Origin of the sequence: Streptomyces sp. NBC_00386 (assembly GCF_036063235.1) — a bacterium.
In the GTDB taxonomy this organism is placed as follows: Bacteria; Actinomycetota; Actinomycetes; order Streptomycetales; family Streptomycetaceae; genus Streptomyces.
Window position 1 is genome coordinate 224,944 of record NZ_CP107950.1, and the last position, 21,910, is coordinate 246,853.

Annotated in this window: 14 protein-coding genes; 7 read left to right on the forward strand and 7 right to left on the reverse strand. The window is 71.8% G+C overall.

The annotated features are described in order from the left end of the window. Positions 1–6 precede the first annotated feature (6 nt). The 6 genes from OG780_RS00830 to OG780_RS00855 form a co-directional block, all read right to left on the reverse strand. Entirely contained in the window at positions 7–7,773 is a 7,767-nt protein-coding gene (locus tag OG780_RS00830) for a non-ribosomal peptide synthetase (RefSeq protein WP_328443611.1), read from the reverse strand. Between the two features lie 45 nt (positions 7,774–7,818). Beyond that, positions 7,819–9,006, reverse strand: coding sequence for an NAD(P)/FAD-dependent oxidoreductase (locus tag OG780_RS00835; RefSeq protein WP_328443613.1), 1,188 nt, complete (start codon positions 9,004–9,006; stop codon positions 7,819–7,821). Between the two features lie 77 nt (positions 9,007–9,083). Continuing rightward, on the reverse strand, positions 9,084–9,311 hold the full coding sequence (locus OG780_RS00840; RefSeq protein ID WP_328443615.1) for a phosphopantetheine-binding protein: 228 nt from the start codon (positions 9,309–9,311) through the stop codon (positions 9,084–9,086). Further along, positions 9,311–10,879 carry an amino acid adenylation domain-containing protein gene (locus tag OG780_RS00845; protein ID WP_328443617.1) on the reverse strand — a complete coding sequence of 523 codons (1,569 nt, stop codon included), beginning with the start codon at positions 10,877–10,879 and terminating at the stop codon, positions 9,311–9,313. The genes OG780_RS00840 and OG780_RS00845 overlap by 1 nt, the downstream gene beginning before the upstream one ends. Before the next feature lie 138 nt (positions 10,880–11,017). Continuing rightward, positions 11,018–11,719 (reverse strand): LmbU family transcriptional regulator, encoded by a 702-nt coding sequence (locus tag OG780_RS00850; protein WP_328443619.1) that lies wholly within the window; start codon positions 11,717–11,719, stop codon positions 11,018–11,020. Positions 11,720–11,860: 141 nt separating this feature from the next. Further along, entirely contained in the window at positions 11,861–12,076 is a 216-nt protein-coding gene (locus OG780_RS00855) for an MbtH family protein (protein WP_328443621.1), read from the reverse strand. Positions 12,077–12,943: 867 nt separating this feature from the next. Between OG780_RS00855 and OG780_RS00860 the strand changes: the two genes are divergently transcribed. The 3 genes from OG780_RS00860 to argJ are packed head-to-tail and all read left to right on the forward strand — an operon-like array spanning position 12,944 to position 16,395. Next, positions 12,944–14,119 (forward strand): serine hydrolase domain-containing protein, encoded by a 1,176-nt coding sequence (locus tag OG780_RS00860; protein ID WP_328443623.1) that lies wholly within the window; start codon positions 12,944–12,946, stop codon positions 14,117–14,119. 40 nt (positions 14,120–14,159) lie between these two features. Then, positions 14,160–15,188, forward strand: a complete 1,029-nt coding sequence (gene argC / locus OG780_RS00865) for an N-acetyl-gamma-glutamyl-phosphate reductase (RefSeq protein WP_328443625.1) — start codon at positions 14,160–14,162, stop codon at positions 15,186–15,188. Positions 15,189–15,243: 55 nt separating this feature from the next. After that, positions 15,244–16,395, forward strand: a complete 1,152-nt coding sequence (gene argJ, locus OG780_RS00870) for a bifunctional glutamate N-acetyltransferase/amino-acid acetyltransferase ArgJ (RefSeq protein WP_328443627.1) — start codon at positions 15,244–15,246, stop codon at positions 16,393–16,395. A 13-nt stretch (positions 16,396–16,408) separates the two neighbouring features. On the opposite strand, the gene OG780_RS00875 is transcribed toward argJ, so the two are convergent. Next, positions 16,409–17,650, reverse strand: a complete 1,242-nt coding sequence (locus OG780_RS00875; RefSeq protein ID WP_328443629.1) for an RNA-guided endonuclease InsQ/TnpB family protein — start codon at positions 17,648–17,650, stop codon at positions 16,409–16,411. A gap of 275 nt (positions 17,651–17,925) precedes the next feature. Here OG780_RS00875 and OG780_RS00880 point away from each other — a divergent pair, with 275 nt between their 5' ends. From OG780_RS00880 to OG780_RS00895, 4 genes are all read left to right on the forward strand, one after another. Further along, on the forward strand, positions 17,926–19,143 hold the full coding sequence (locus OG780_RS00880) for an acetylornithine transaminase (protein WP_443062289.1): 1,218 nt from the start codon (positions 17,926–17,928) through the stop codon (positions 19,141–19,143). A gap of 157 nt (positions 19,144–19,300) precedes the next feature. After that, on the forward strand, positions 19,301–19,987 hold the full coding sequence (locus tag OG780_RS00885) for a hypothetical protein (protein WP_328443633.1): 687 nt from the start codon (positions 19,301–19,303) through the stop codon (positions 19,985–19,987). 29 nt (positions 19,988–20,016) lie between these two features. Next, complete coding sequence (locus OG780_RS00890) at positions 20,017–20,979, forward strand: ATP-binding cassette domain-containing protein (protein ID WP_328443635.1); 963 nt, start codon at positions 20,017–20,019, stop codon at positions 20,977–20,979. Beyond that, positions 20,976–21,752, forward strand: coding sequence for an ABC transporter permease (locus OG780_RS00895; RefSeq protein ID WP_328443637.1), 777 nt, complete (start codon positions 20,976–20,978; stop codon positions 21,750–21,752). Before OG780_RS00890 ends, OG780_RS00895 begins: the two co-directional genes overlap by 4 nt. Positions 21,753–21,910: the final 158 nt, after the last annotated feature.

Genomic DNA, 21,910 nt, shown 5'->3' on the forward strand with positions numbered 1-21,910 from the left:
CTACTCCTAAACGTTCATCTGTCGCAGCTGGAGGCGGTTCGACTTGGCCGACTTCTCGATCCGGGCCGCCAGTTCGGCGACGGTGGGGCTGCGGAACACGGTCGTGACCTTCACGTCGACGCCGAGTTCGTTGCGGATGCGGCCGACCAGCCGGGTGGCCAGCAGCGAATGCCCGCCGTTGTCGAAGAAGTCGACGTCGACACCGACCTCGTCCGCTCCGAGGAGTTCGGCGAACAGCCGGCACAGGACTTCCTCGTTGTGGTTGCGCGGTCCTCGTCCGGTGGCGGTCTCGGCGCGGTCGGGTGCGGGCAGGGCGCCCCGGTCGAGTTTCCCGCTGGGTGTCTTGGGGAGTTCGGCGAGCGGCACGAGCGCGGTGGGGACCATGTACTCCGGCAGCCGTTCGCGGGCCAGGCCGGTCAGGGCGGCGAGGTCCAGGCCGGCCGGGTCCGTGGTGGCGGCCGGCACGAGGTAGGCGACCAGGCGCTGGTCGCCGGGGCGGTCCTCGCGCACCAGGGCCACCGCGCTGTCGACGTCGGGGTGCGCGGCGAGGGCCTGTTCGATCTCGCCGAGCTCGATGCGGAAGCCGCGGATCTTGACCTGGAAGTCGGAGCGGCCGATGTACTCCACCTGGCCGTCCCCGCTCCAGCGCACGACGTCCCCGGTGCGGTACATGCGGCTGCCGGGTGCTCCGAAGGGGCAGGCCACGAAGCGGTCCGCGGTCAGTCCCATCTGTCCGAGGTAGCCCCGGGCGAGCTGGTCGCCGGCGAGGTACAGCTCTCCGGTGACCCCGGCCGGGACCGGGCGCAGGGCCGCGTCCAGGACGTACACCTGGGTGTTCCACACCGGTGTGCCGATCGGCAGGCGGTCCGCGCCGGGCACGTACTGGTGGGCGGTGACCTCGACGGCCGCCTCGGTGGGCCCGTAGAGGTTGTTGGCGGTGCAGTTCGGCAGCAGCTGGGTGAACCGGTCGGCCAGCGCGGGCGGGAACGCCTCGCCGGCGACCTCGATCCAGCGCAGGCTGGTGCAGTCCTTGGCCGAGGGTTCGGCGACGAACGCCTCCAGCAGGGAGGGCACGAAGTCGGCGCCGGTGACCTGTTCGCGCCGTATCAGTTCCGCCAGGTAGGCGGGGTCGCGGCGGCCGTCGGGGCGGGCGATGACGACCGCGGCGCCGGCCTGAAGGGGCGCGAACAGTTCCGGCACCGACACGTCGAAGCTGGCCGTCGTGCTCAGCAGCACCCGGTCCTCGGGCGTGACGTCGAAGTGCGCGAGTCCCCACTGGAGCCGGTTCATGATCGCCCGGTGTGCCACCGGCACGCCCTTGGGGCCGCCGGTGGAGCCGGAGGTGAAGATGGCGTAGGCGGCGTTGTCCGGCGACAGGGTGCGCTCGGGGTCGCTCTGCGGGTGGCCGGAGACGTCCGGGAGGCTCTGGTCGAGCACCAGCAGCGGCCGGGCGCCGGCCAGGACGTGCCGCACCCGGTCCTCGGGCAGTTCGGTGTCGATGGGCACGTAGGCGGCGCCGGCCTTGACCACGGCGTAGATCGCCACCATCAGGTCCACCGAGCGGGGGATCTTCACCGCGACCAGTTTTTCGGGGCCCGCGCCCTGTTCGATGAGCCAGTGCGCGAGCTGGTTGGCGCGCTTGTTGAACTCGGTGTAGGTCAGCCGCTCGTGCTCGCCGATGACCGCGAGGCGGTCGGGGGTGCGGGCGGCCTGGGCCTCGAACGCGCCGGGCAGGGTGTCGGGGGTGAGCGGGTGCGCGGTGTCGTTGATCTGCCGCACCAGCCGGTCGCGTTCCTCCTCCCCCAGGACCTCCACGGCGGCGACCGGCACCGTGGGGTCCTGGAGGACCTGCTCCAGGACGCGGACGAGTCGGGCGGCGATGGCCTCGGCCGCCTGGTGGTCGTAGAGGTTCTTCTGGTAGTCGAGGGACAGGCGCAGGTAGGGGTCGGAGGAGTTGAGGGTGAGGGGGTAGTGGGAGCCCGCGAACGGGCGGATGGCGTCGATCGTGAAGCCCGCGGAGGTGTTCGCGTCGACGATGCCCTCGCGGTCCACCGGGTAGTTCTCGAACACCACGATCGTGTCGAACAGGGAGGGCAGGCCGGTGCCGCGCTGGATGTCGGCCAGGCCGTAGTAGTGGTGGTCGAGCAGGGTGATCTGCCGGTTCTGCAGGTCGGTGATGACCTCGCCGAGGCCGGCTTCGGGCCGGCACAGGGCCCTGGTCGGCAGGGAGTTGATGAACAGGCCGACCATCTCGTCGCTGCCGGTCAGGTCGGCGGGGCGGCCGTTGACGGCGGCGCCGAACACCACGTCGTGCTGTCCGGTCAGTTTCGAGATCAGCACCGCCCACGCGCCCTGCAGCAGCGTGTTGAGCGTGACGCCGAGCTGTGCGGCGCGCCGGGCCAGTTCGCGGCCCTTGTCGATGGACAGCGGCACCTCGACGCGTCCCAGGGAGGATGCCTGGCCCTGGGAGGTGAGGCCCGCGGCGACGTGGGTCGGCTCGTCGAATCCGTCGAGTTCGGCCTTCCACCGGGCGGCGGAGGCGTCCTTGTCCTGCCGGGTCAGCCAGGCCAGGTAGTCGCCGTAGGAGCGGACCGGGGCGAGGGCGGTGGTCCCGGCGTACAGCCTCACCAGGTCCGTGATCACCAGCGGTGAGGACCAGCCGTCGAACAGGGTGTGGTGGGCGGTGAGGACGACCTTGGCCCGCTGCGGCCCGCAGGTGAGCAGGGCCAGGCGCAGCAACGGCGGCCGGGTGGGGTCGAGTTGGTTCGCGCGGTCGGCGGCCAGCGCCGCGTCCAGTGCCGCGTTCTGCTCGGCCTCGCTGTATCCGGTCAGGTCCAGGTGCTGCCAGGGCAGGTCGACGTGCTCGGCCACGACCTGCACCGGCTCGCCGTCGGCGGTGGTCAGGAACGCGGAGCGCAGGTTGGGGTAGCGCTCGAGCAGTGCCTGTCCGGCGGCGCGCATGCGGTCGGGGTCGACGTGTCCGGACAGGTGCAGCACGAACTGCATGTGGTAGACATCGAAGGCGCCGTCGGCGAGCGCGGCCTGGAACTGGATACCGGACTGTCCCGGGGCCTGCGGCCACACCTGGGCCAGCCGGCCGTAGCGCTCCTCCCAGGTCTCGATGTCGCGCTGGCCGACGGTGACCAGCGGGGCGTCGGCGGGGGTGAGTCCGCCGATGTCGCCGGTGGCGGCGTAGGCGGCCATGCCGTGCAGCACCTTGACCCACAGTTCGGCCAGTTCGGCGGTCCGTTCGCGGGAGAGCACTCCGGTGGGGAACATGAAGGCGGCCTGCAGTCGGGTGCCCTCGGCGGTGTCCGTGGCGACGGAGTTGACCTCCAGGGCGGACAGGGCGGGCAGGTCCGGGTCGGGCTGCGCGATCAGTTCGGCGGACCAGGACGCCGGTCCCCACCCGTCGGTGCGCAGGTGTTCGGGCACGTCGGTGTCGGAGATCCGGCCGAGGTAGTTGAACCCGATCTGCGGGACCGGGAGGCCGGCGAGCTGTTCGGCGGTCTCGGGGTTGAGGTGGCGCAGCAGTCCGTAGCCCAGGCCCTTGCCGGGGACCTCGCGCAGCTGCTCCTTGACCCGTTTGATCGCCGTGGCGGCGGCGGGGCCGCCGGCCAGCACGTCGTCCAGGTCCACCGCCGTCACGTCGACGCGGGCGGGGTACATGGTGGTGAACCAGCCGACGGTGCGGGAGAGGTCGGCGCCGGGGACGGCGTCCTCCTCGCGGCCGTGTCCTTCGAGACGGACCAGTGTCGGGCCGTCCGTGGTGCGCCAGTGGTCGAGGGCCAGGGCGAGGGCGGCGAGCAGTACGTCGGTGCCGGTGCCCTTGAACGCGGCGGGCAGGGTGGTCAGGACGGCGTCGGTGACGTCGGCGGGCAGCTGGACCCGCACGGTCTCGACGGTGGACCACACGTCGAGTGCCGGGTCGAACGCCCGGGTGCCCAGTGGGGGGTTGGGGGATTCGAGGAGGTCGCGCCAGTACGGCAGTTCCGCTTCCCGCCGCTCGGAGAGGGCCTCGTCGGCCAGGGCGGCCGCCCAGCGGCGGGCGGAGGTGCCGACCGGGGGCAGTTCGGGTGCGGTGCCGGTGCGGACCTGCTGCCATGCCTCGGCGAAGTCCGACATGAGGATGCGCCAGGAGACGCCGTCCACCACCAGGTGGTGCAGGACCACCAGCAGCCTGCCCCGGCCCGATGCGGCGGCGAACCAGACGAAGTCGGCCATGGTTCCGGCCTGCGGGTCCAGGCGGCCGACCGCGTCGTGCAGTTCCGCCTTGGCCGCGGCCAGCGCGGACGGCTCCTCCCAGCGGCCCTGGCAGTCGACCCGGCGGATGAGGTCCGCGGCCCGCACGGTGCCCGCCGGGCGGGCGACGAGGGTGGGCTCGTCGCCGCGCACCAGGTGGGCGCGCAGCAGGTCGTGCCGGTTAAGGACGGCGTCCAGGGTCGCGGTGAGGCCGTCCGCGTCGATGCCCGCGGGCAGTTCGAGGACCATCGACATGGCGAACCGGTCCGTGCCGCCGCCGTGTTCGAACACGTGCCGGGCCACCGGCTGCAGCGGCATCGGGCCGATGCCGCCTTCCTCGTCCTCCTCCAGGACGGGTGTTTGTCCCTGGCGGGCGGAGGCGACCTCGGCGAGGCGGGCCGCGGTGCGGCACTCGAAGATCTCCCGGGTGGACAGCTCCAGGCCGCGGGCCCTGGCCCTGGCCACCACCTGGATGGAGCGGAGGCTGTCGCCTCCGACCGCGAAGAAGTCGTCGTCGGCGCCGACGCGTTCCACGCCCAGGACGTCCGCGTAGGCGGCGGTGATGATGGTCTCGGCCTCGGTGCGGGGCGCGCGGTAGGCCTCGCCGAGGAACTCCGGTTCGGGCAGGGCCGAGCGGTCCAGTTTTCCGGTCGCACCCAGCGGGAGGCGGCCCAGGGCCACGAAGGCGGCCGGGACCATGTAGTCGGGCAGCCGTGCGGCGACGAACTTGCGCAGCTCGGCGGAGGAGGCTCCGGCGAGGACGTCCACGTCGCCGATGCCGCCGGCGCCGTCGTCGCCGACGGCTCCCTCACCGGTGTGCACCACGTAGGCGACGAGCCGTTTGCCGCCCGCGGGCACCTCCCGGCTGATGACCACCGCCTCGCTGATCCCGGGGTGCTGGGTGATCGCCGCCTCGACCTCGGCGGTCTCGATGCGGAAGCCGCGCACCTTGACCTGGCCGTCGCCGCGGCCCACGCACTCCAGCTGTCCCTGGGCGTTCCAACGGGCGAGGTCGCCGGTGCGGTACATCCGTTCGCCGGCCCGGCCGTAGGGGTTGGCCACGTAGCGTTCGGCGGTCAGGGCGGCGCGGCCGTGGTAGCCGCGGCCCAGGCAGGTGCCGACGACGTACAGCTCGCCGATGACGCCCTGGGGCACCGGGGCGAGGCCCGGGCCGAGGACGTAGGCGCGCATGTTGCCCAGCGGGGTGCCGATGGGGGCGACGTCGCTGTCGGACCACTCCTTGGACGGTGCGAGGGAGAAGGTGGTGGCGTAGAAGCTCTCGCTCTGGCCGTAGGAGTTGATGATGCGGGCGTCGGGCAGGGCCTCGCGCAGCTGGCGCACCAGCCGGCCCGGGAGCACGTCGCCGGCGAGGACGACCGTGCGGATGTCGGGCGCTTTGCCGAGGTGGGGGACGAGTTCGCTCAGTACCGAGGGGACGCCGCTGACGATGTGCCCGTCCCAGCTGTCGCGCTCGGCCAGTGCCAGCGTGTTCGCGACGATCTCGGCCGTGCCGCCGGTGGTCAGGGTGGTCAGCAGCTCGAAGACGGAGACGTCGAAGTTGACGGAGGTGCCGGCCAGCATCCGCCACCCGGGCGGTGTGCCGAGGACGTCCACCAGTTCCCGTACGCCGTCGACGACGCCCCGGTGGGTGATGGCCGCGCCCTTGGGCTTGCCGGTGGAGCCGGAGGTGTACATCACGTACGCGAGGTTGTCCGGGCCGAGCGGCGCGCGGCGGGCCGTGTCGTCGGGGGCGCCCGTGGCGGGCTCCCAGTCGGCGTGCCGGTCGAGGCGGACGACGGTGTCGATGGTGTTGGCGGGGATCTCCTGCCAGGTCGCGGTGTCGGTGACCGCGAAGCGCGGGGCCGCCTCGGACAGCACGCTGTGGGCCCGTCCCTGGGCGTACTGCGGGTCCAGCGGCAGATAGCCCGCACCGGACTTGAGGATGCCGAGCAGGCCGATCACCAGGTCCTCGGTGCGCGGCAGCGCGAGGACCACCAGGTCCTCGGGGCCGGCGCCGCGCCGGATGAGTTCCCGGGCGAGCGCGTCGGCCCGTTCGTCCAGTTCCCGGTAGGTCAGCATCCGGCCGTCGCACGCGAGCGCGGGGGCGTCGGGGGTGCGGGCGGCCTGGTTCTCGAACAGCTGCGGGATCGTCGCCGCGGGCGCCGCCGCGAGGGTGTCGTCGGTGCGGGCGAGCAGGTGCTCGCGCTCGGTGGTGTCGAGGACGTCGACGGTGCCGATCACGCGCTCGGGGTCGGCCACGAGCCGGCCCAGCACGCGGACGAACCGCTGTGCGATGGCGTCGGCGGTGTCCTGGTCGAAGAGGCTGGTGGCGTACTCCAGCCGGCACCGGGCGCCGCCGGAGCTGTCCGGGAGGAGGTCGAAGAACAGGTCGAACTTGGCGGTGCCGGTCTCCAGCCGTTCGACCTGGACGCCGAGGCCGGGCAGCTCGAGCGGCGGCACGGGCGGCTGCCAGGAGAGCATGACCTGGAAGAAGGGGTTGTAGGCGGTGGAGCGGTCGGGGTTGAGGAGCTCCACCAGCCGCTCGAAGGGCATGTCCTGGTTGTCGTAGGCGGCCAGCGAGCGGTCGCGGACCTGCTCCAGCAGGGCGCGGAAGGTCGGGTTGGCGGAGAGGTCGACGCGCAGTACCCAGGTGTTGACGAAGAAGCCGACGAGGTCGCGCAGTTCCTCGTCGGTGCGGTCGGTGATCGGGGCGCCGATGGACAGGTCGTCGCCGCATCCCAGGTGATGCAGCAGGACCGCCAGCGCCGCGTGCATGACCATCGACACCGTGGTGTCCGCCCCGGTGGCCAGCTTCTCCACGGCGCCGAGCAGGTCGGGGTCGATGGTGAACGGGATCCGGTCGCCGTCGGGGCTCATCACCCGCGGGCGCGGGCGGTCCGTCGGCAGGGCCAGCGGCTGCGGGAGGTCGGCCAGCGCCTTGCCCCAGTAGGCCAGTTGGCGGGCGGAGAGGCTGTCCGGGTCGGACTCGTCGCCGAGCACGTCGCGCTGCCACAGCGTGTAGTCCGCGTACTGCACCGGAAGCGGCTCCCACTCGGGTGCCCTGCCCTCGGCGCGGAGCGCGTAGGCGGTGGTGAGATCGCGGAACAGCGGCCCGAAGGACTCCCCGTCCACGGCGATGTGGTGCGCGACGACGACCAGGGTGTGCTCGTCGGGTGCGCACCGCAGCAGCCGGGCGCGGATCGGGGTGTCGGCGGCCAGGTCGAAGGTGGCGGTGGCCGCCTCCTCGACGGCCGCCGCCCGGTCCTGCTCGGTGACGTCGAGGACCCTCAGGTCGAAGGGCTTCTCCCCCGACGCCAGCACCTGCTGGTGCGGGACGCCGTCGTCGCCCTCGACGATCACGGTGCGCAGGACCTCGTGCCGGTCGACGACGTCACCGAGCGCCGCCTGCAGCGCGCCGGCGTCCAGTTCACCGGTCAGCCGCAGGGCGAAGGCGCCGTTGTAGGTCGGCGAGGGGCCTTCGAACCGGTCCACGAACCACAGCCGGCGCTGCGCGAACGACAACGGGATCATTGTGTTTCTCCAAATCGGCAGAACCAGGAGGGAGCGGGCCGCGACTCAGCTCAGGTCGAGCAGGTCCAGAAGTTCGTCGTTGTAGAAGTCGTCGATGGAGCACGCCCCCGACAGGGTCGAGAAGTAGCGGTCGATGTGCTCCTGGTGGCCGACCAGTTGCTGCAGCATCTCCACGCGGCCCTCGGGCTTGAGCTCGGCCACGTTCAGGGCGCCCTGGTAGTGGCTGAGGGCCTCGCCGCTCAGGTCGTTCTCGTAGCGCTTGAGCGCGGTGCGCAGCGCGGCGTCGTCGTGCAGCTGCGTGCCGACGTGGTCGATGAGGGACTGGGCCTGGGCGAAGGCCTCGGTGATGCCGCGGGCGGTGATGGAGTCCTTGTGGTTGACCGCGTCGCCGACCAGCACCCAGCCGGGGCCGTAGGCCTTGCGGAAGTAGTTCTCCTGGTGGCCCGTGCCGTAGATCTGCTCCACCCGCCGGCCCGCCCGCATCCGCTCGTACAGTTCGGGCGCGGTCGTGCGGAAGGAGTCGAGGTAGAAGGGCTCCACTCCCTTGCGGACCTCGTTGTAGAGGTCCTGCGGGAAGTAGGTCATCAGCAGCGTGAGGTCGTCGTTGGTGGGGATGACGCCGATCCAGCGGCCGGGCCGCTCGTACAGCTCGAAGTGCGAGGGGACGTTCTCCCAGTAGCTGTAGTAGGTGCAGCTCACCCGCGGGTGCTCGATGACGTTGCGCGCGCCCGTCTTGCGGGCCACCAGGGAGCGCATGCCGTCCGCTCCGACGACCAGGCGTGCCCGCTCCGTGGTCTCGGTGCCTTCGGGTGTCGTGTAGCGCACGCCGGTGACCCGGTCGTCCTGCCACACCAGGTCCTTGACCGCGCAGCCCTCCCGGAAGTCCACGCCGGCCTCGACGGCCCCCTCGGCGAGCAGCGGGTCCAGGACGTAGCGCCGGGGGGCGTAGGTGTGGTCCAGGCCGTCGACCGGCAGGGAGAAGCCCTCGATGCGCACCCCGGGGCCCTGGTAGCTCTGGCGGGTGATGGGCCGGCAGCCCGCGTCGCGGAGCTTGCCGAGCAGTCCCCACCGGTTCAGCAGTCCCATGCCCTGCATGTGGATGTAGTGCGAGGACAGCGTGTCCTGCGGGAACCGTGCCTTCTCCAGCAGCAGGACCCGGTAGCCCTGCCGGGCGAAGAGCATGGCCGTCGGCGAACCCGCACAACGGGCACCGATGACAATCACGTCGTACATGGCGCGCCTCTCTGACCAGATAGTTTTTTGCACGCAACGCGGCCCGCGGGCCGGGAGATCCTCGTGGGGCCGGCCGGCTATCGATGCGGCGGCAGGGATTCGATGTAGGCGGAGATCGACGCCACCGTGGGGTGGAGGAACATCTGGTCCATGGGGACCTCGGCGCCCAGTTCCTCCAGGAAGGCGCCCTGGATCCTGACCATGATCACGGACTGGCCGCCGAGGGCGAAGAAGTCGTCGTCGGCCGCTATGTCCTCGCGCTTCAGTTCCCGGCGCCAGATGGCGTGCACGCTGTCGGCAGTCATCACTGTCCTCGGTTCTTGAGGGCGTCGACCAGCGCCGCGCGGTCGACTTTCCCGTGCGGGCTCAAAGGGATCGCCGCGATGTCGATGAACCTGGCCGGGACCATGTTCCGCGGCAGCGCCTGAAGGAGGCGGGCGCGCACGGCGTCCTCGGCGAGAGCGCCCGCCTCCGGTACCACGAACGCGGTCAGCTCGGCCTCGCCGGCGTCGGTGTGGGTGACCGCCACGGCGGCCTCCCGCACCTCGGCCAGCCTGCCGAGCGCGCGTTCGATGTCGGTGGGATCGATGCGCATGCCGCGCACCTTCACCTGTGCGTCCATCCGCCCGGCGACGACGAGGTCACCGGCCTCGCTCACCCGGCCGCGGTCGCCGGTGCGGTACAGCCTGACCGGCGCGCCGTCGACCTCGACCGTCGTGAACCTGGCGTTCTCGGGGCCGGCGGCGCCCAGGTAGCCGGCGCCGACACCGGCCCCGGCGATGCAGATCTCGCCCTCCTCCCCCGCTTCGACACCGCGCAGTCGCTCGTCGAGGAGGTGGATGTCGGTGTTGTACGCCGGCCGGCCGACCGGGGCGATGTCGTGCTCGCCCGTCCGGTACCCGGCGAGGTCGAACGACGTCGCCACGTCCGTGCACTCGGCCACGCCGTACTGGTGCAGCAGGGTGCAGGTGTTGCCCTCGCGCCGCATCCAGTCGGTGAGCCGCTCGGGCTTGAGCGCCTCCCCGCCGAACAGGACGTAGTCGAGACGGGTGAGGGCGTCGCCGCCGCGCGCGTTCTCCCAGTCGATCAGTACGTACAGGGTGCTGGAGGCGCAGTGCACCACGCGGATGTCGTGCTCGCGCAGGACGCGGTAGGCCAGCATGGCGTCGAAGTTGCGGCTGGCCAGCAGGTACTGGGTGGCGCCGCAGAACAGCGGTGTCATCAGCGCGCGTTGGGAGAGGTCGAAGCCGAACGCGCTGACGACGAGGTTGTCCGAGCCGCTGTGCAGGCCGTACTCGAGCTTCAGCCAGTTCATCAGGTTGAACCAGCCCTCGTGGCGCACCGCGGTCAGCTTCGGCGTACCGGTGGAGCCGGAGGTGAAGACGGCGTAGCAGATGTCGTCGCCCGTGACGGGGACGCCGGGAGAGGTCTCCGGCAGGTCCGCCAGGTGCTCGCCGAGTTCGTCGAGGTCGACGACGTCGACGGCCGCCGAGGCGACCATGGCGGCCGTCGCCGGGGAGGCCACGATCAGGGCGAGGCCGGGGACCTGGCCCAGCAGCAGCTGGAGCCTGGCGGCCGGGTAGGCCGGGTCGAACGGCACGTAGGCCGCGCCCGCCTTCAGTGTGCCGAGGATGGCGACGAGCAGGTCGATGGAGTAGTCGAGGCAGACGCCGACCTTCGCGCCCCGGCCGTGTCCGCGCGCAGTGAGGAAGTGCGCGAACCGGTTCGCCCTCGCGTCCAGTTCGGCGTACGTCACCTGCCGGCCGGCCCAGACGACGGCGACGGCGTCGGGGGTGGCCTGCGCGTGCGCCTCGAACTGCTGGTGGACGACGGGCGCCGGGGGAAGGGCGACCCGTTTTCCCTGAAGGATCATCAACTGACTCCGATATGAGGGGTGTCCAGAGGGGTGTCCGGTCGGACGAGCCGCCGGCCCGCCGCGCGGTAGGGGTGTGCCGGCGCCTTCGGGCGGTGCGGGGCGGCTTCGGGCGGTGCGTCGGTGCGCGCTGCTTGTTCAGGCGGTGCGCCGGTCGGTGGTGCGCCGGTCGGCGTCGTGCCGGTCGGTGGTGTCGAGCGTCTGGGTGACCCACCGGCCGACGGGCAGGCCGTGTGCGGCGGCCTGCCGGGAGTAGTGCTCCAGCTGGTCGGCGGACAGCTCGATGGTGAGCGTGGTGACCTGCCGGTGCTGCTCGGTGGCGGCCGGCTCGACGGGCCGGGGCACCTCCCGCTTCCCGGTGTCCGTGCCCGGGGAGTCGCCGGCCTCGTCGCTCTGCGCGGCCAGGCCGGCGCGGAGCGCCCTGCGCAGTTCGTTGCGCGACCACTTCTGCTGTTCGGCCCTGCGCAGCCAGTAGTCCTGCTCCGGCGGCGAGAGGCGGGTGACCTCGGCGTGGTGGGCGAAGCTGAGGCCGTCGTGCCTGCGGTGGTGCTCGAACCGCCGGGCCACCCACGCGTAGTTGCGCAGGGTCTGGTAGTCGAGCCCGGTGCGCTCGATCGCCTCCTTGTAGCGCCGCCACCCGTAGGTGGCCTCACCGTAGAGCAGCCAGTCGGCGAGCCACCACGCGGAGGAGTTCACGAGCTCGCGCAGGTTGGCGCCGATCCGCTCCCAGGACCGCTCCGGCAGGTTGGGGGGGAAGACCATCCCCGACTTCTGCACCGTGGCCTGCGACCCCACGAAGGACAGGACGTCGCCCTGCGCCGGCGCACGGCCGGCGTCCACGGGCCCCGGCCGGTGCCTGCCCGCGGTTCTCACAGCCCCCGTCACAACCTTCAACTCCCCACTCGAAGTGTCTTCCTGGGCGCGGACCGGTCCGGGGCGGACGGCAGCGTCGTGCCGGCCGGGTCGCGGGAGCGGCGGCGGTCAGTCCGCCGCCATGGCCTCCTGAAGGCTCTTGGGCCGCAGGTCGGTCCAGTTCTGCTCGACGTACTCCAGGCACTCGGCCTTGGCCGCCTCACCGAAGACCACACGCCAGCCCGCGGGCACCTCGGCGAACACCGGCCACAGGGAGTGCTGCTCCTCGTCGTTGACGACCACGTAGAAACGGCCGTCCGCGTCATCGAAGGGGTTCGTGCTCAACTGGGCACCGTCCTTGTCGGTCAGGGGGTGACTCGGGATGGGAAATCGCCTGGCCGGGTGCGCGGGGCACCGGGCGCGGGTCCGCCGGCCGGTGCCCGTCCGGTCGACGGGACACCCGCGCTGTCCGGTCGACAGGACAGCCGGCGCCGGTGGCGGCCCCGGCGATGCCTCAAAACCGTAGGGAGCACGCCGTCGGCGCTACAAGGGCGGCGGCCCCGTCGGCCCCCTGCCGTCCGCCCGCACCCGCGCCCCGCGGTGATCCTCTGTACCGGGCCGGTTTCGTGTGCCACGATGCCGCGCCCACGGAGCCGCCGGGCACCGGGTGATGCCGGTCCGCGGACCGGCCGGGCAGCCCGCAGCACCCCGCCCCGGACCCGGCCGGGCAGCCGACGACGCCCCGCCCGGACTCGACCGGGCCCCCGCGACGCCTTGATCCCGGACTCGGCCGGGCACCCGGCGACGCCCTGGCACCGGAGTCGGCCGGGCACCGGGCGACGGCGTGCCCGCGGACTCGCCCCGGGCCCGTTTGAGGCCGCGGATGGCACGGGACGCGGCCCCGGCGCCGGACGCGGGCCGGGCGCAGCCCTTCGCCCCTCCCCCGCGCCGCGCGGCGCGCGGCGACGGACGTACGACCCGGCCACACCCGGGGTGCGCCGAACTCCCTTGCGCGCACCGGTAGAACGATCAATTCCGGCCGTCGGCGGGGCAGGGCGGCGGGCGGTCGGAGGGCAGTGCACCTGCGCCTTCCCGGCCGTGGTGGCGCCGCACGAGTTGCCCGCGAGCCAGGTGACCTACGGTGCCGCCACGAACCGCACCTGTACGGATCCAGCCAATGTGCGGACGAGACGAAGAGACGGGGAAACGACGATGACGATGCGGAACAGGCCAAGAGCCGGCGTGGTCGGCCTGGCGGCGGTGGCCCTGACGGCCACCGTCCTCACGGGTCCCGCCCGGGCATCGGGTGACACGGCCGCGGGGGCGGCCGGCCACCAGAGCACGCAGGCGGCGATCGAGGCGGCCGTCGCGGCCGGTGTCCCCGGCGTGAGCGCCGAGGCGCGGGACGCCGCCGGTGTCTGGAAGACCGCGGCGGGCGTCGGCAACCGGGAGACGGGCGCGCCGCGCGGCAAGAACGACCGGTTCCGCACCGGCAGCATCACCAACACCTTCGTGGCGACGGTCCTGCTCCAGATGGAGGCGGAGAGGAAGATCGGCCTCGACGACCCGGTCGAGCGCTACCTGCCCGGCGTGGTGAGCGGCAACGGCAACGACGGCGCCCTGATCACCGTCCGGCAGCTGCTGAACCACACCAGCGGGCTGTTCGACTACCTCGCCGACGTGCCGTACTACCAGACGTACACCATGGGCGACAGCTTCCTGCAGCACCGCTACGACACCCTGACGGCCCAGCAGCGTCTGCAGGTGGCCTTCTCCCACGCGCCGCTGTTCCAGCCCGGCGCCCGGCACGCGTTCTCCCACACCAACGACGTCCTGGCGGCACTGATCGTCCAGAAGGTCGGCGGCAGGCCGTACGAGGACGAGGTGCGCCAGCGCATCATCGAGCCGCTGGGGCTGACGTCGACGTCCAACCCCGGCACCGGCAGCGACCTGCCCCGGCCCAGCGGCCGCGGCTACTCCAAGCTCTTCTACAGCACCCAGCCGGAGCGGATCGACGACGTCACCGAGCTGAACGGCTCCCAGAACTGGGGCGACGGCGACATCATCTCCAGCGCCCACGACCTGAACCTGTTCTACCGGGCCCTGCTGGGCAAAAAGCTGCTGCCGGCGCAGCAGCTGAAGGAGCTGAAGACGACCGTCGTCAACCCCGACCTGCCGATCACGTCCTACGGGCTGGGCATCGAGAAGCTCACGATGAGCTGCGGCGACATCTGGTACCACGACGGGGGTGTGGTGGGGTCGCTGACGCTGGCCGCCTTCACCGAGGACGGCCGTCATGAACTCACCTTCAACTACAACGGCGACTGGGACGCGTCGGCGATCCTGCCCATCCTGAACGCCGAGTTCTGCGAGCAGACGTCCGGCTGACGCCACGAGGCAACCCGACCGCGTCCCACCAGGAGAGCAGATGACAGTGCGAGCAGCCGTGGCCGGAGCGAGCGGGTACGCGGGGGGCGAACTCCTGCGTCTGCTCCTTTCCCACCCCGAGGTGCGGATCGGCGCCCTGACCGGGCACTCCAGCGCGGGGCAGCGGCTGGGCACCCTCCAGCCGCACCTGGCCGCGCTGGCCGGACGGGAGGTGGGGCCCACCACCGCCGAGGCCCTTCGGGGACACGACGTCGTCTTCCTCGCCCTGCCGCACGGCCAGTCCGCCGCCGTGGCACGGGAGTTGGACGAGAACACGCTCGTCGTCGACTGCGGGGCGGACTTCCGTCTCGCGGACGCGGCCGACTGGGAGAGGTTCTACGGCTCCCCGCACGCGGGCACCTGGCCCTACGGACTGCCCGAACTGCCGGGCGCCCGCGAGAAGTTGGCGGGTGCCCGGCGCATCGCGGTGCCGGGCTGCTATCCGACGGCGGTGTCCCTGGCGCTCTTTCCCGCCTACGCGGCCCGTATCGCCGGGCCGGAGGCGGTGGTCGTCGCGGCGTCGGGCACGTCGGGGGCCGGGAAGTCACCCCGGGCGGACCTGCTCGGCAGTGAGGTCATGGGGTCCATGCGGCCCTACGGCGTGGGCGGCGGCCACCGGCACACCCCGGAGATGGTGCAGAACCTCAGCGCCGTGGCGGGCCACCGAATCGCCGTCTCCTTCACCCCGACCCTGGCCCCCATGCCGCGCGGCATCCTGGCCACCTGCTCCGCCGCGGCCCGGCCCGGCACCGGCGTCCAGGACGTGCGGGCCGCGTACGAGAAGGCGCTGGCCGACGAGCCGTTCGTCCGGCTGCTGCCGCAGGGACAGTGGCCCAGTACCGGGGCCGTGTACGGGTCGAACGCCGTCCAGGTCCAGGTGGCCCTCGATCCGGCGGTCGGCCGGATCATCGCGGTCAGCGCCGTCGACAACCTCACCAAGGGCACCGCGGGCGGCGCCGTGCAGAGCATGAACATCGCCCTGGGTCTTCCCGAGGAGCTGGGGCTTTCCACGACCGGAGTCGCACCGTGATCCGGGGCGGCACGGACATCAGCCGCTGACGCGGCGCGCCGATTGAGGAGATGCAGTGAGCGTCACCGCAGCACGAGGCTTCAGGGCGGCGGGCACCGCCGCGGGAATCAAGAACAACGGCAGCCCGGATCTGGCGCTGGTGGTCAACGACGGGCCGTGCTGTGCCGCGGCCGGTGTCTTCACCTCCAACCGTGTGCAGGCGGCCCCCGTCCAGTGGTCCCGGCACATCCTGGCGGACGGCGGGATCCGCGCGGTCGTCCTCAACTCCGGCGGCGCCAACGCCTGTACCGGAGCGCAGGGCCTGAAGGACACGCAGGCCACCGCCGAGCGGGCCGCCGGCCTGCTCGGCCTGGACTCCGGTGAGGTGGCGGTGTGTTCCACCGGGCTCATCGGCGTGCCGCTGCCGATGGAGCGTCTCCTGCCCGGCGTCGAGAGCGCCGTCGCGCTGCTGTCCGCGGTCGGCGGCCAGGACGCGGCGCGCGCGATCATGACCACCGACACGGTGCACAAGACGGCCGCCGTCACCCGGGACGGGTGGACGGTGGGCGGCATGGCCAAGGGCGCGGGCATGCTCGCCCCCGGGCTCGCCACCATGCTGGCCGTGCTCACCACGGACGCCGACCTGGACGGTGCCTGCCTGGACAGGGCGCTGCGGGACGCCACCCGCGTCACCTTCGACCGGGTCGACTCCGACGGCTGCATGTCCACCAACGACACCGTGCTGCTGCTCGCCTCCGGTGCCGCCGGAATCGCTCCCGCGTACGGCGAGTTCGCGCAGGCCGTCCACGCGGTCTGCGCCGACCTGGCCCGGCAGCTGACCGGGGACGCGGAGGGCGCGAGCAAGGAGATCCGTATCGAGGTCACGGGCGCCGCGAGCGAGGACGACGCGGTCGAGGTGGGCCGCTCCATCGCCCGCAACAACCTCCTCAAGTGCGCGATCCACGGCGAGGACCCCAACTGGGGCCGGGTCCTGTCCGCCATCGGCACCACCTCCGCCGCCTTCGAACCCGACCGGCTCGGCGTCGCCATCAACGGCGTGCGGGTGTGCCGAAGCGGCGGCATCGGCGAGGACCGCGCGCTGGTGGACATGAGCGGCCGCGACGTCCACATCACCGTGGACCTCGCCGCCGGCACGGACCGCGCGGTCATCTGGACCAACGACCTCACCGCCGACTACGTCCACGAGAACAGCGAGTACGCCTCTTGACATCCTCCCCTTCCTAAAGGAGAGGGATTCCCGCCTGCCTGCCGGTGGTCACCGGCTGGGGCTTCGGGTGGGTTCCCCGTTCAACGGGCCGTGCCTGGCGCGGGTTTTCCGCACCAGGACTGACCGGCCCTCCAGGGGCGTTTAGCCTCTCCGCCTGTCCGGCGGCGAGGATCACACGCGACGCATTGAGGTCACGATCATGCTCAGTACCGCAGCCGCTGCACCGCCAGGTGCGTACGTACAGCGGCTTCTTCCCGTCCACGGCCCAGCACACCGAACACGTCTGGGACGACGGCAGCCAGCGGGAGACGACACCGACGTGACGGCCGGCTCGAGCGGCCTTGTCCTCCAGCACGCGGCGGAACGTGCCCCACGCGGCATCGTGGACGGACTTGGCCATGCGGGTGCGTGCGAGGCCAGAGACCGCCAGGTCTTCGAGGTAGACCGCTTGGTTATCGCGGACCAGCCTCGAAGCACTCTGATGGCACCAGTTTCTGCGCGCGTCGGCCACCCGGACGTGAGCACGGGCGACGCGGATGCGGGCCTTGGCCCGGTTCGCGGATCCCCTCACCTTGCGGCTCAAGGTCTGCTGCGCCTTCCTCAGCCTCCGCTCGGCGCGGCGCAGGAAGCGCGGATTGTCGATCACCTTGCCGTCGGAGAGAACGGCGTAGTGGGTCAGGCCGAGGTCGACGCCGACCTCGGCCGTGACGGGCACAAGCGGTTCGAACTCGACCTGAACGACGAAACTCGCGAAGTACCGGCCCGACGGATCCTTGATCACGGTCACCGACGCCGGAGCCGACGGCAGCGGACGCGACCAGCGCACCCGCACATCACCGATCTTCGCGAGGTTCAAACGGCCGTTGTCCCGCAACCGGAACCCGTTCTTCGAGAACCGGACCGACTGCCGTGCCTCCCGCTTCGACTTGAACCGGGGCAGGCCCACACGGCGACTCCGCTTCCCCGACACCGACGCGAAAAAGTTCGCATACGCCGTATCCAGGTCCCGCAGGGAGGACTGCAAAGCGTCCACGGACACCTCGGCCAGCCACGCCCGCTCGGGCGTCCGCTTCGCCTCCGTGATCACCCGCCGTGCCAGAACACCCGTCGCAATACGCGACTTGTCCACCGCATAGGCGGACTTCCTGGCGGCCAGCGCATCGTTGTAGACCACCCGGGCGCAGCCGAACGTACGGGCCAGCGCAGTGCGCTGACCCGGCGTCGGGTCGATCCGGAAGGAATACCTCAGATACACGTGGCCAACGTACTGGCCGCCACTGACAACGCCGTTGCGCCCAGAGGGCGAACCGGCTTTCCCTGCCCTGCTCCGCAGGAGCTTCGTTTCCTCCCCCGGCTGAAGCCAGGGGTATCCACGAAGGAGCCTCGATGAGCCTTTCCGAACGCGCGGGCACGGCGGTCGTGCCGGACGGCGGCACCGCCGCGGGCAACAGCACCGGCACCGGTTCGGGTGCGGGTGCGGAGAGCGGCGGGGCGGCCAACGCGGCGCTGACCGGCCGCTGGCAGGGCGTCATGATGGACAACTTCGGCACCCCCCGGCTGCCTCTCGTCGAGGGCCGGGGCTGCCGGGTCCGGGACGCGGAGGGCAACGAGTACCTCGACTTCTTCGGCGGCATCGCGGTCAACGCGCTCGGCCACGCCCATCCCGCGGTCGTAGGGGCCGTCTGCGCGCAGATCGCCTCCCTCGGGCACGTCTCGAACCTGTTCGTCGCCGAGCCGACCGTGCGCCTGGCCGAACGCCTGCTGGCCCTCGCCGGCCGCGAGGGCCGGGTGTACTTCTCCAACTCCGGCGCCGAGGCCACCGAGGCGGCCTTCAAGATCGGCAGGCTCACCGGCCGCACGCACATGGTGTCGACGACCGGCGGCTTCCACGGCCGCACCATGGGCGCCCTGGCGCTGACCGGTCAGAGTGCCAAACAGCGCCCCTTCCTGCCGCTGCCGGGCGAGGTCGCCCATGTGCCCTTCGGGGACGCCGTGGCCCTGCGTGCCGCCGTCACCGAGGACACCGCGCTGCTGGTGCTGGAGCCCGTGCAGGGGGAGAACGGCGTGGTCGTGCCGCCGCCCGGCTATCTGCGGGCGGCCCGCGAGATCACGGCGGCGACCGGGACCCTCCTGGTCCTGGACGAGGTGCAGACCGGCATCGGGCGCACGGGCCACTGGTTCGCGGCCCAGGCCGAAGGCGTCGAGGCGGACGTCGTCACCCTCGCCAAGGGCCTGGGCGGCGGTCTGCCCATCGGCGCGACGCTCGCCTTCGGCGCCGCCGCGCATCTGCTGACGCCCGGCACGCACGGCTCCACCTTCAGCGGCAACCCCGTGGTGTGCGCGGCCGCCCTCGCCGTCCTGGACACCATCGAGCGGGACGGCATCCTCGAGCGGGTGGTCCGGGCCGGGCGGCGGCTGCGGCGTGGCCTTCGGGACCTGGACCATCCGCTGGTGCGTGAAGTCCGCGGCGCCGGCCTGCTGGTGGGCGTCGTGCTGGAGGGGAACCTGGCGGCACGCGTGCAGCAGGCCGCCCAGGACAGGGGTCTGCTGGTGAACGCGGCGGTGCCGGACGTCATCCGGCTCGCCCCGCCGCTGATCGTGTCGGACCGCGAGGTGGACACCTTCCTCGAGGGGTTCGGGGCGGCGCTGTCCGAGGTCCGCGGCGACGTCCGTGCCGGGGTGCGCGGCGACGTCCGTGCCGGGGCCGATGCCACCGCGGAGCGTTCACTCTCACTCCATTGCAACTAACCAGGTTGGTGACGTTGCATTATATTCACATCCATTGCAACAATTAAACAGCGTTGAGCTGCAGTGATGGATACAGTGCGCAACAGACTTGTTGCCACATCATTGAATGCAACGTAGCGTTTTCTGCATCGGAAAACACGAGTCCAAGGAGCCCCCGATGCAGAAGACCGCGTACGCGACGCAGAAGTTCGACACCCCCGCCCCCATCCGCGCCGAGGTGGACATCCCCGCCGGACGCATCCGGTTCGTCGCCGCCGACCGGGCCGACACCGTGGTCGAGGTCCGGCCCGCCGACCCGGCCAAGAAGCGCGACGTGAAGGCGGTCGAGGAGATCAGGACCGTCTTCGGCGACGGTGTCCTGCGCATCGCGGCCACCGAGGCGCCCCACCCGTTCCTCGGGCACTCCGGGTCCGTCGAGGTGACCGTGCAGCTTCCGGCCGGCTCCCGGGTCGAGGCGAAGGCGGTCGCCGCCGAGTTCCGCGGCGTCGGACGCCTCGGCGACGTCGCCTTCGAGGGCGGCCACCGCTCGGTCCAGATCGACGAGGCCGCAAGCACCCACCTCACCGTCCACGAGGGCGAGGTCTCGGTCGGCCGCCTCGGCGGCCCCGCCGAGATCAGCGTCCACAAGGGCGGCATCCGGATCGGCGAGGCCGTGCGCGGCACGGTCACCCTCGCCGTCCAGCACGGCGACATCACGGTGGGCGCCGCCCCCGGCGTCTCCGCCTCCCTGGACGCCGAGACCGGCTACGGCCGCATCGACAACTCCCTGCGCAACACCGGCACGTGCGACCTGGACGTGTACGCCACCACCGTCTACGGCGACATCACCGCCCGCGGCCTGTGACCGCCCGCACCCCCGAAGGAGCACCCCTCATGAGCACTGTGGCCATCGCGGCGAACGGGCTGCGCAAGTCCTACGGCGACAAGACCGTTCTCGACGGCATCGATCTGACCGTCCCGCAAGGAACGGTCTTCTCCCTGCTCGGCCCGAACGGCGCCGGCAAGACCACCGCCGTCAAGATCCTCTCCACGCTGATCTCCCCCGACCCCGGCTCCGGCCCGATCCACGTCGGCGGCCACGACCTCGCCACCCAGGCACAGGCGGCACGTGCCGCGATCGGGGTCACCGGCCAGTTCTCCGCCGTCGACGGCCTGATCACCGGCGAGGAGAACATGCTCCTCATGGCGGACCTGCACCACCTGCCCAAGAGTGAGGGCCGGCGCGTCAGTGCCGAACTCCTGGAGCGCTTCGACCTCATCGAGGCCGCGAGGAAGCCCGCCTCCACCTACTCCGGCGGCATGAAGCGTCGCCTGGACATCGCCATGACCCTGGTCGGCAGCCCCCGCATCATCTTCCTCGACGAACCGACCACCGGCCTGGACCCCCGCTCCCGCCACACCATGTGGGGCATAATCCGCGAACTCGTCGCCGACGGCGTCACCGTCTTCCTCACCACCCAGTACCTGGAGGAGGCCGACCAGCTCGCCGACCGCATCGCCGTGCTGAACAACGGAAAGATCGCAGCCGAGGGCACCGCGGAGGAGCTCAAGCGGCTGATCCCGGGCGGACACGTCCGGCTGCGCTTCACCGACCCGGCCGCCTACCGGTCCGCCGCCGCCACGCTGGGAGACGTATCCCGTGACGACGAGGCACTGGCCCTGCACCTGCCCAGCGACGGCAGCCAGCGTGAACTGCGCGCCGTCCTCGACCGCCTGGACGCGGCCGGCGTCGAGGCCGACGAACTGACCGTGCACACCCCCGACCTCGACGACGTCTTCTTCGCCCTCACCGACAGCGGCAAGCTGCCCAACCAGCCCAAGGAGACCCTGCGATGAGTTCCTTCTCCCTCGCCGTGCGCGACTCGTCCACGATGCTGCGCCGCAACCTGCTGCACGCCCGCCGCTACCCCTCGCTCACCCTGAACCTGCTGCTCACCCCCGTGATGCTCCTGCTGCTGTTCGTCTACATCTTCGGCAACGCGATGAGCGGCGGCGCGGGCCGCTCCGCCTACATCGCCTACATCGTGCCCGGCATCCTGCTGATGACGATCGGCTCCACGGTGATCGGCACCGCGGTGTCCGTCTCCACCGACATGAGCGAGGGCATCATCGCCCGCTTCCGCACCATGGCCATCCACAGGGGCTCCATCCTCATCGGGCATGTGATCGGCAGCGTCCTGCAGTCGGTGATGAGCGTGGTCCTGGTCGCCGCCGTCGGCGTGGCCATCGGCTTCCGCTCCAGCGGCGCCGGCGTCCTGGAATGGCTGGCGGCGTTCGGCCTGATCGTCCTGTTCGCCCTGGCGCTCACCTGGATCGCGGTCGGCATGGGCCTGGTCAGCCCGACCGCGGAGGCCGCCAGCAACAACGCCATGCCGCTGATCCTGCTGCCGCTGCTGTCCAGCGCCTTCGTCCCGCTGCACTCCATGCCCGGCTGGTTCCAGCCGATCGCCCAGTACCAGCCCTTCACCCCCGCCATCGAGACGCTGCGCGGTCTCCTCCTGGGCACCGAGATCGGCAACAACGGGTGGATCGCCCTGGCCTGGTGCCTGGGCCTCGCGGTGCTCGGCTACTTCTGGTCGGCTTCGACGTTCGACAGGGACGCGAACTGACACCCCGCGCGGCGGGCGACGTCCGCACCCTCGTTCCGCCCAGGGCGGCGTACACCGGCACCGGGCCGGAGTACGCCGCCTCTTCCGTTCGGAAAACACCCGTCCACCGCCCCCCTTGCCGGTCTTCTTTCCGGTCTTCCGATCTTCCGGTCTTCCGG

Coding starts and splice junctions, on each gene's coding strand:
- OG780_RS00830 (WP_328443611.1), bottom strand. CDS start 7,773: ATGATCCCGTTGTCGTTCGCGCAGCGCCGGCTGTGGTTCGTGGACCGG.
- OG780_RS00835 (WP_328443613.1), bottom strand. CDS start 9,006: ATGTACGACGTGATTGTCATCGGTGCCCGTTGTGCGGGTTCGCCGACG.
- OG780_RS00840 (WP_328443615.1), bottom strand. CDS start 9,311: ATGACTGCCGACAGCGTGCACGCCATCTGGCGCCGGGAACTGAAGCGC.
- OG780_RS00845 (WP_328443617.1), bottom strand. CDS start 10,879: ATGATCCTTCAGGGAAAACGGGTCGCCCTTCCCCCGGCGCCCGTCGTC.
- OG780_RS00860 (WP_328443623.1), top strand. CDS start 12,944: ATGACGATGCGGAACAGGCCAAGAGCCGGCGTGGTCGGCCTGGCGGCG.
- argC (WP_328443625.1), top strand. CDS start 14,160: ATGACAGTGCGAGCAGCCGTGGCCGGAGCGAGCGGGTACGCGGGGGGC.
- OG780_RS00880 (WP_443062289.1), top strand. CDS start 17,926: ATGATGGACAACTTCGGCACCCCCCGGCTGCCTCTCGTCGAGGGCCGG.
- OG780_RS00885 (WP_328443633.1), top strand. CDS start 19,301: ATGCAGAAGACCGCGTACGCGACGCAGAAGTTCGACACCCCCGCCCCC.
- OG780_RS00890 (WP_328443635.1), top strand. CDS start 20,017: ATGAGCACTGTGGCCATCGCGGCGAACGGGCTGCGCAAGTCCTACGGC.
- OG780_RS00895 (WP_328443637.1), top strand. CDS start 20,976: ATGAGTTCCTTCTCCCTCGCCGTGCGCGACTCGTCCACGATGCTGCGC.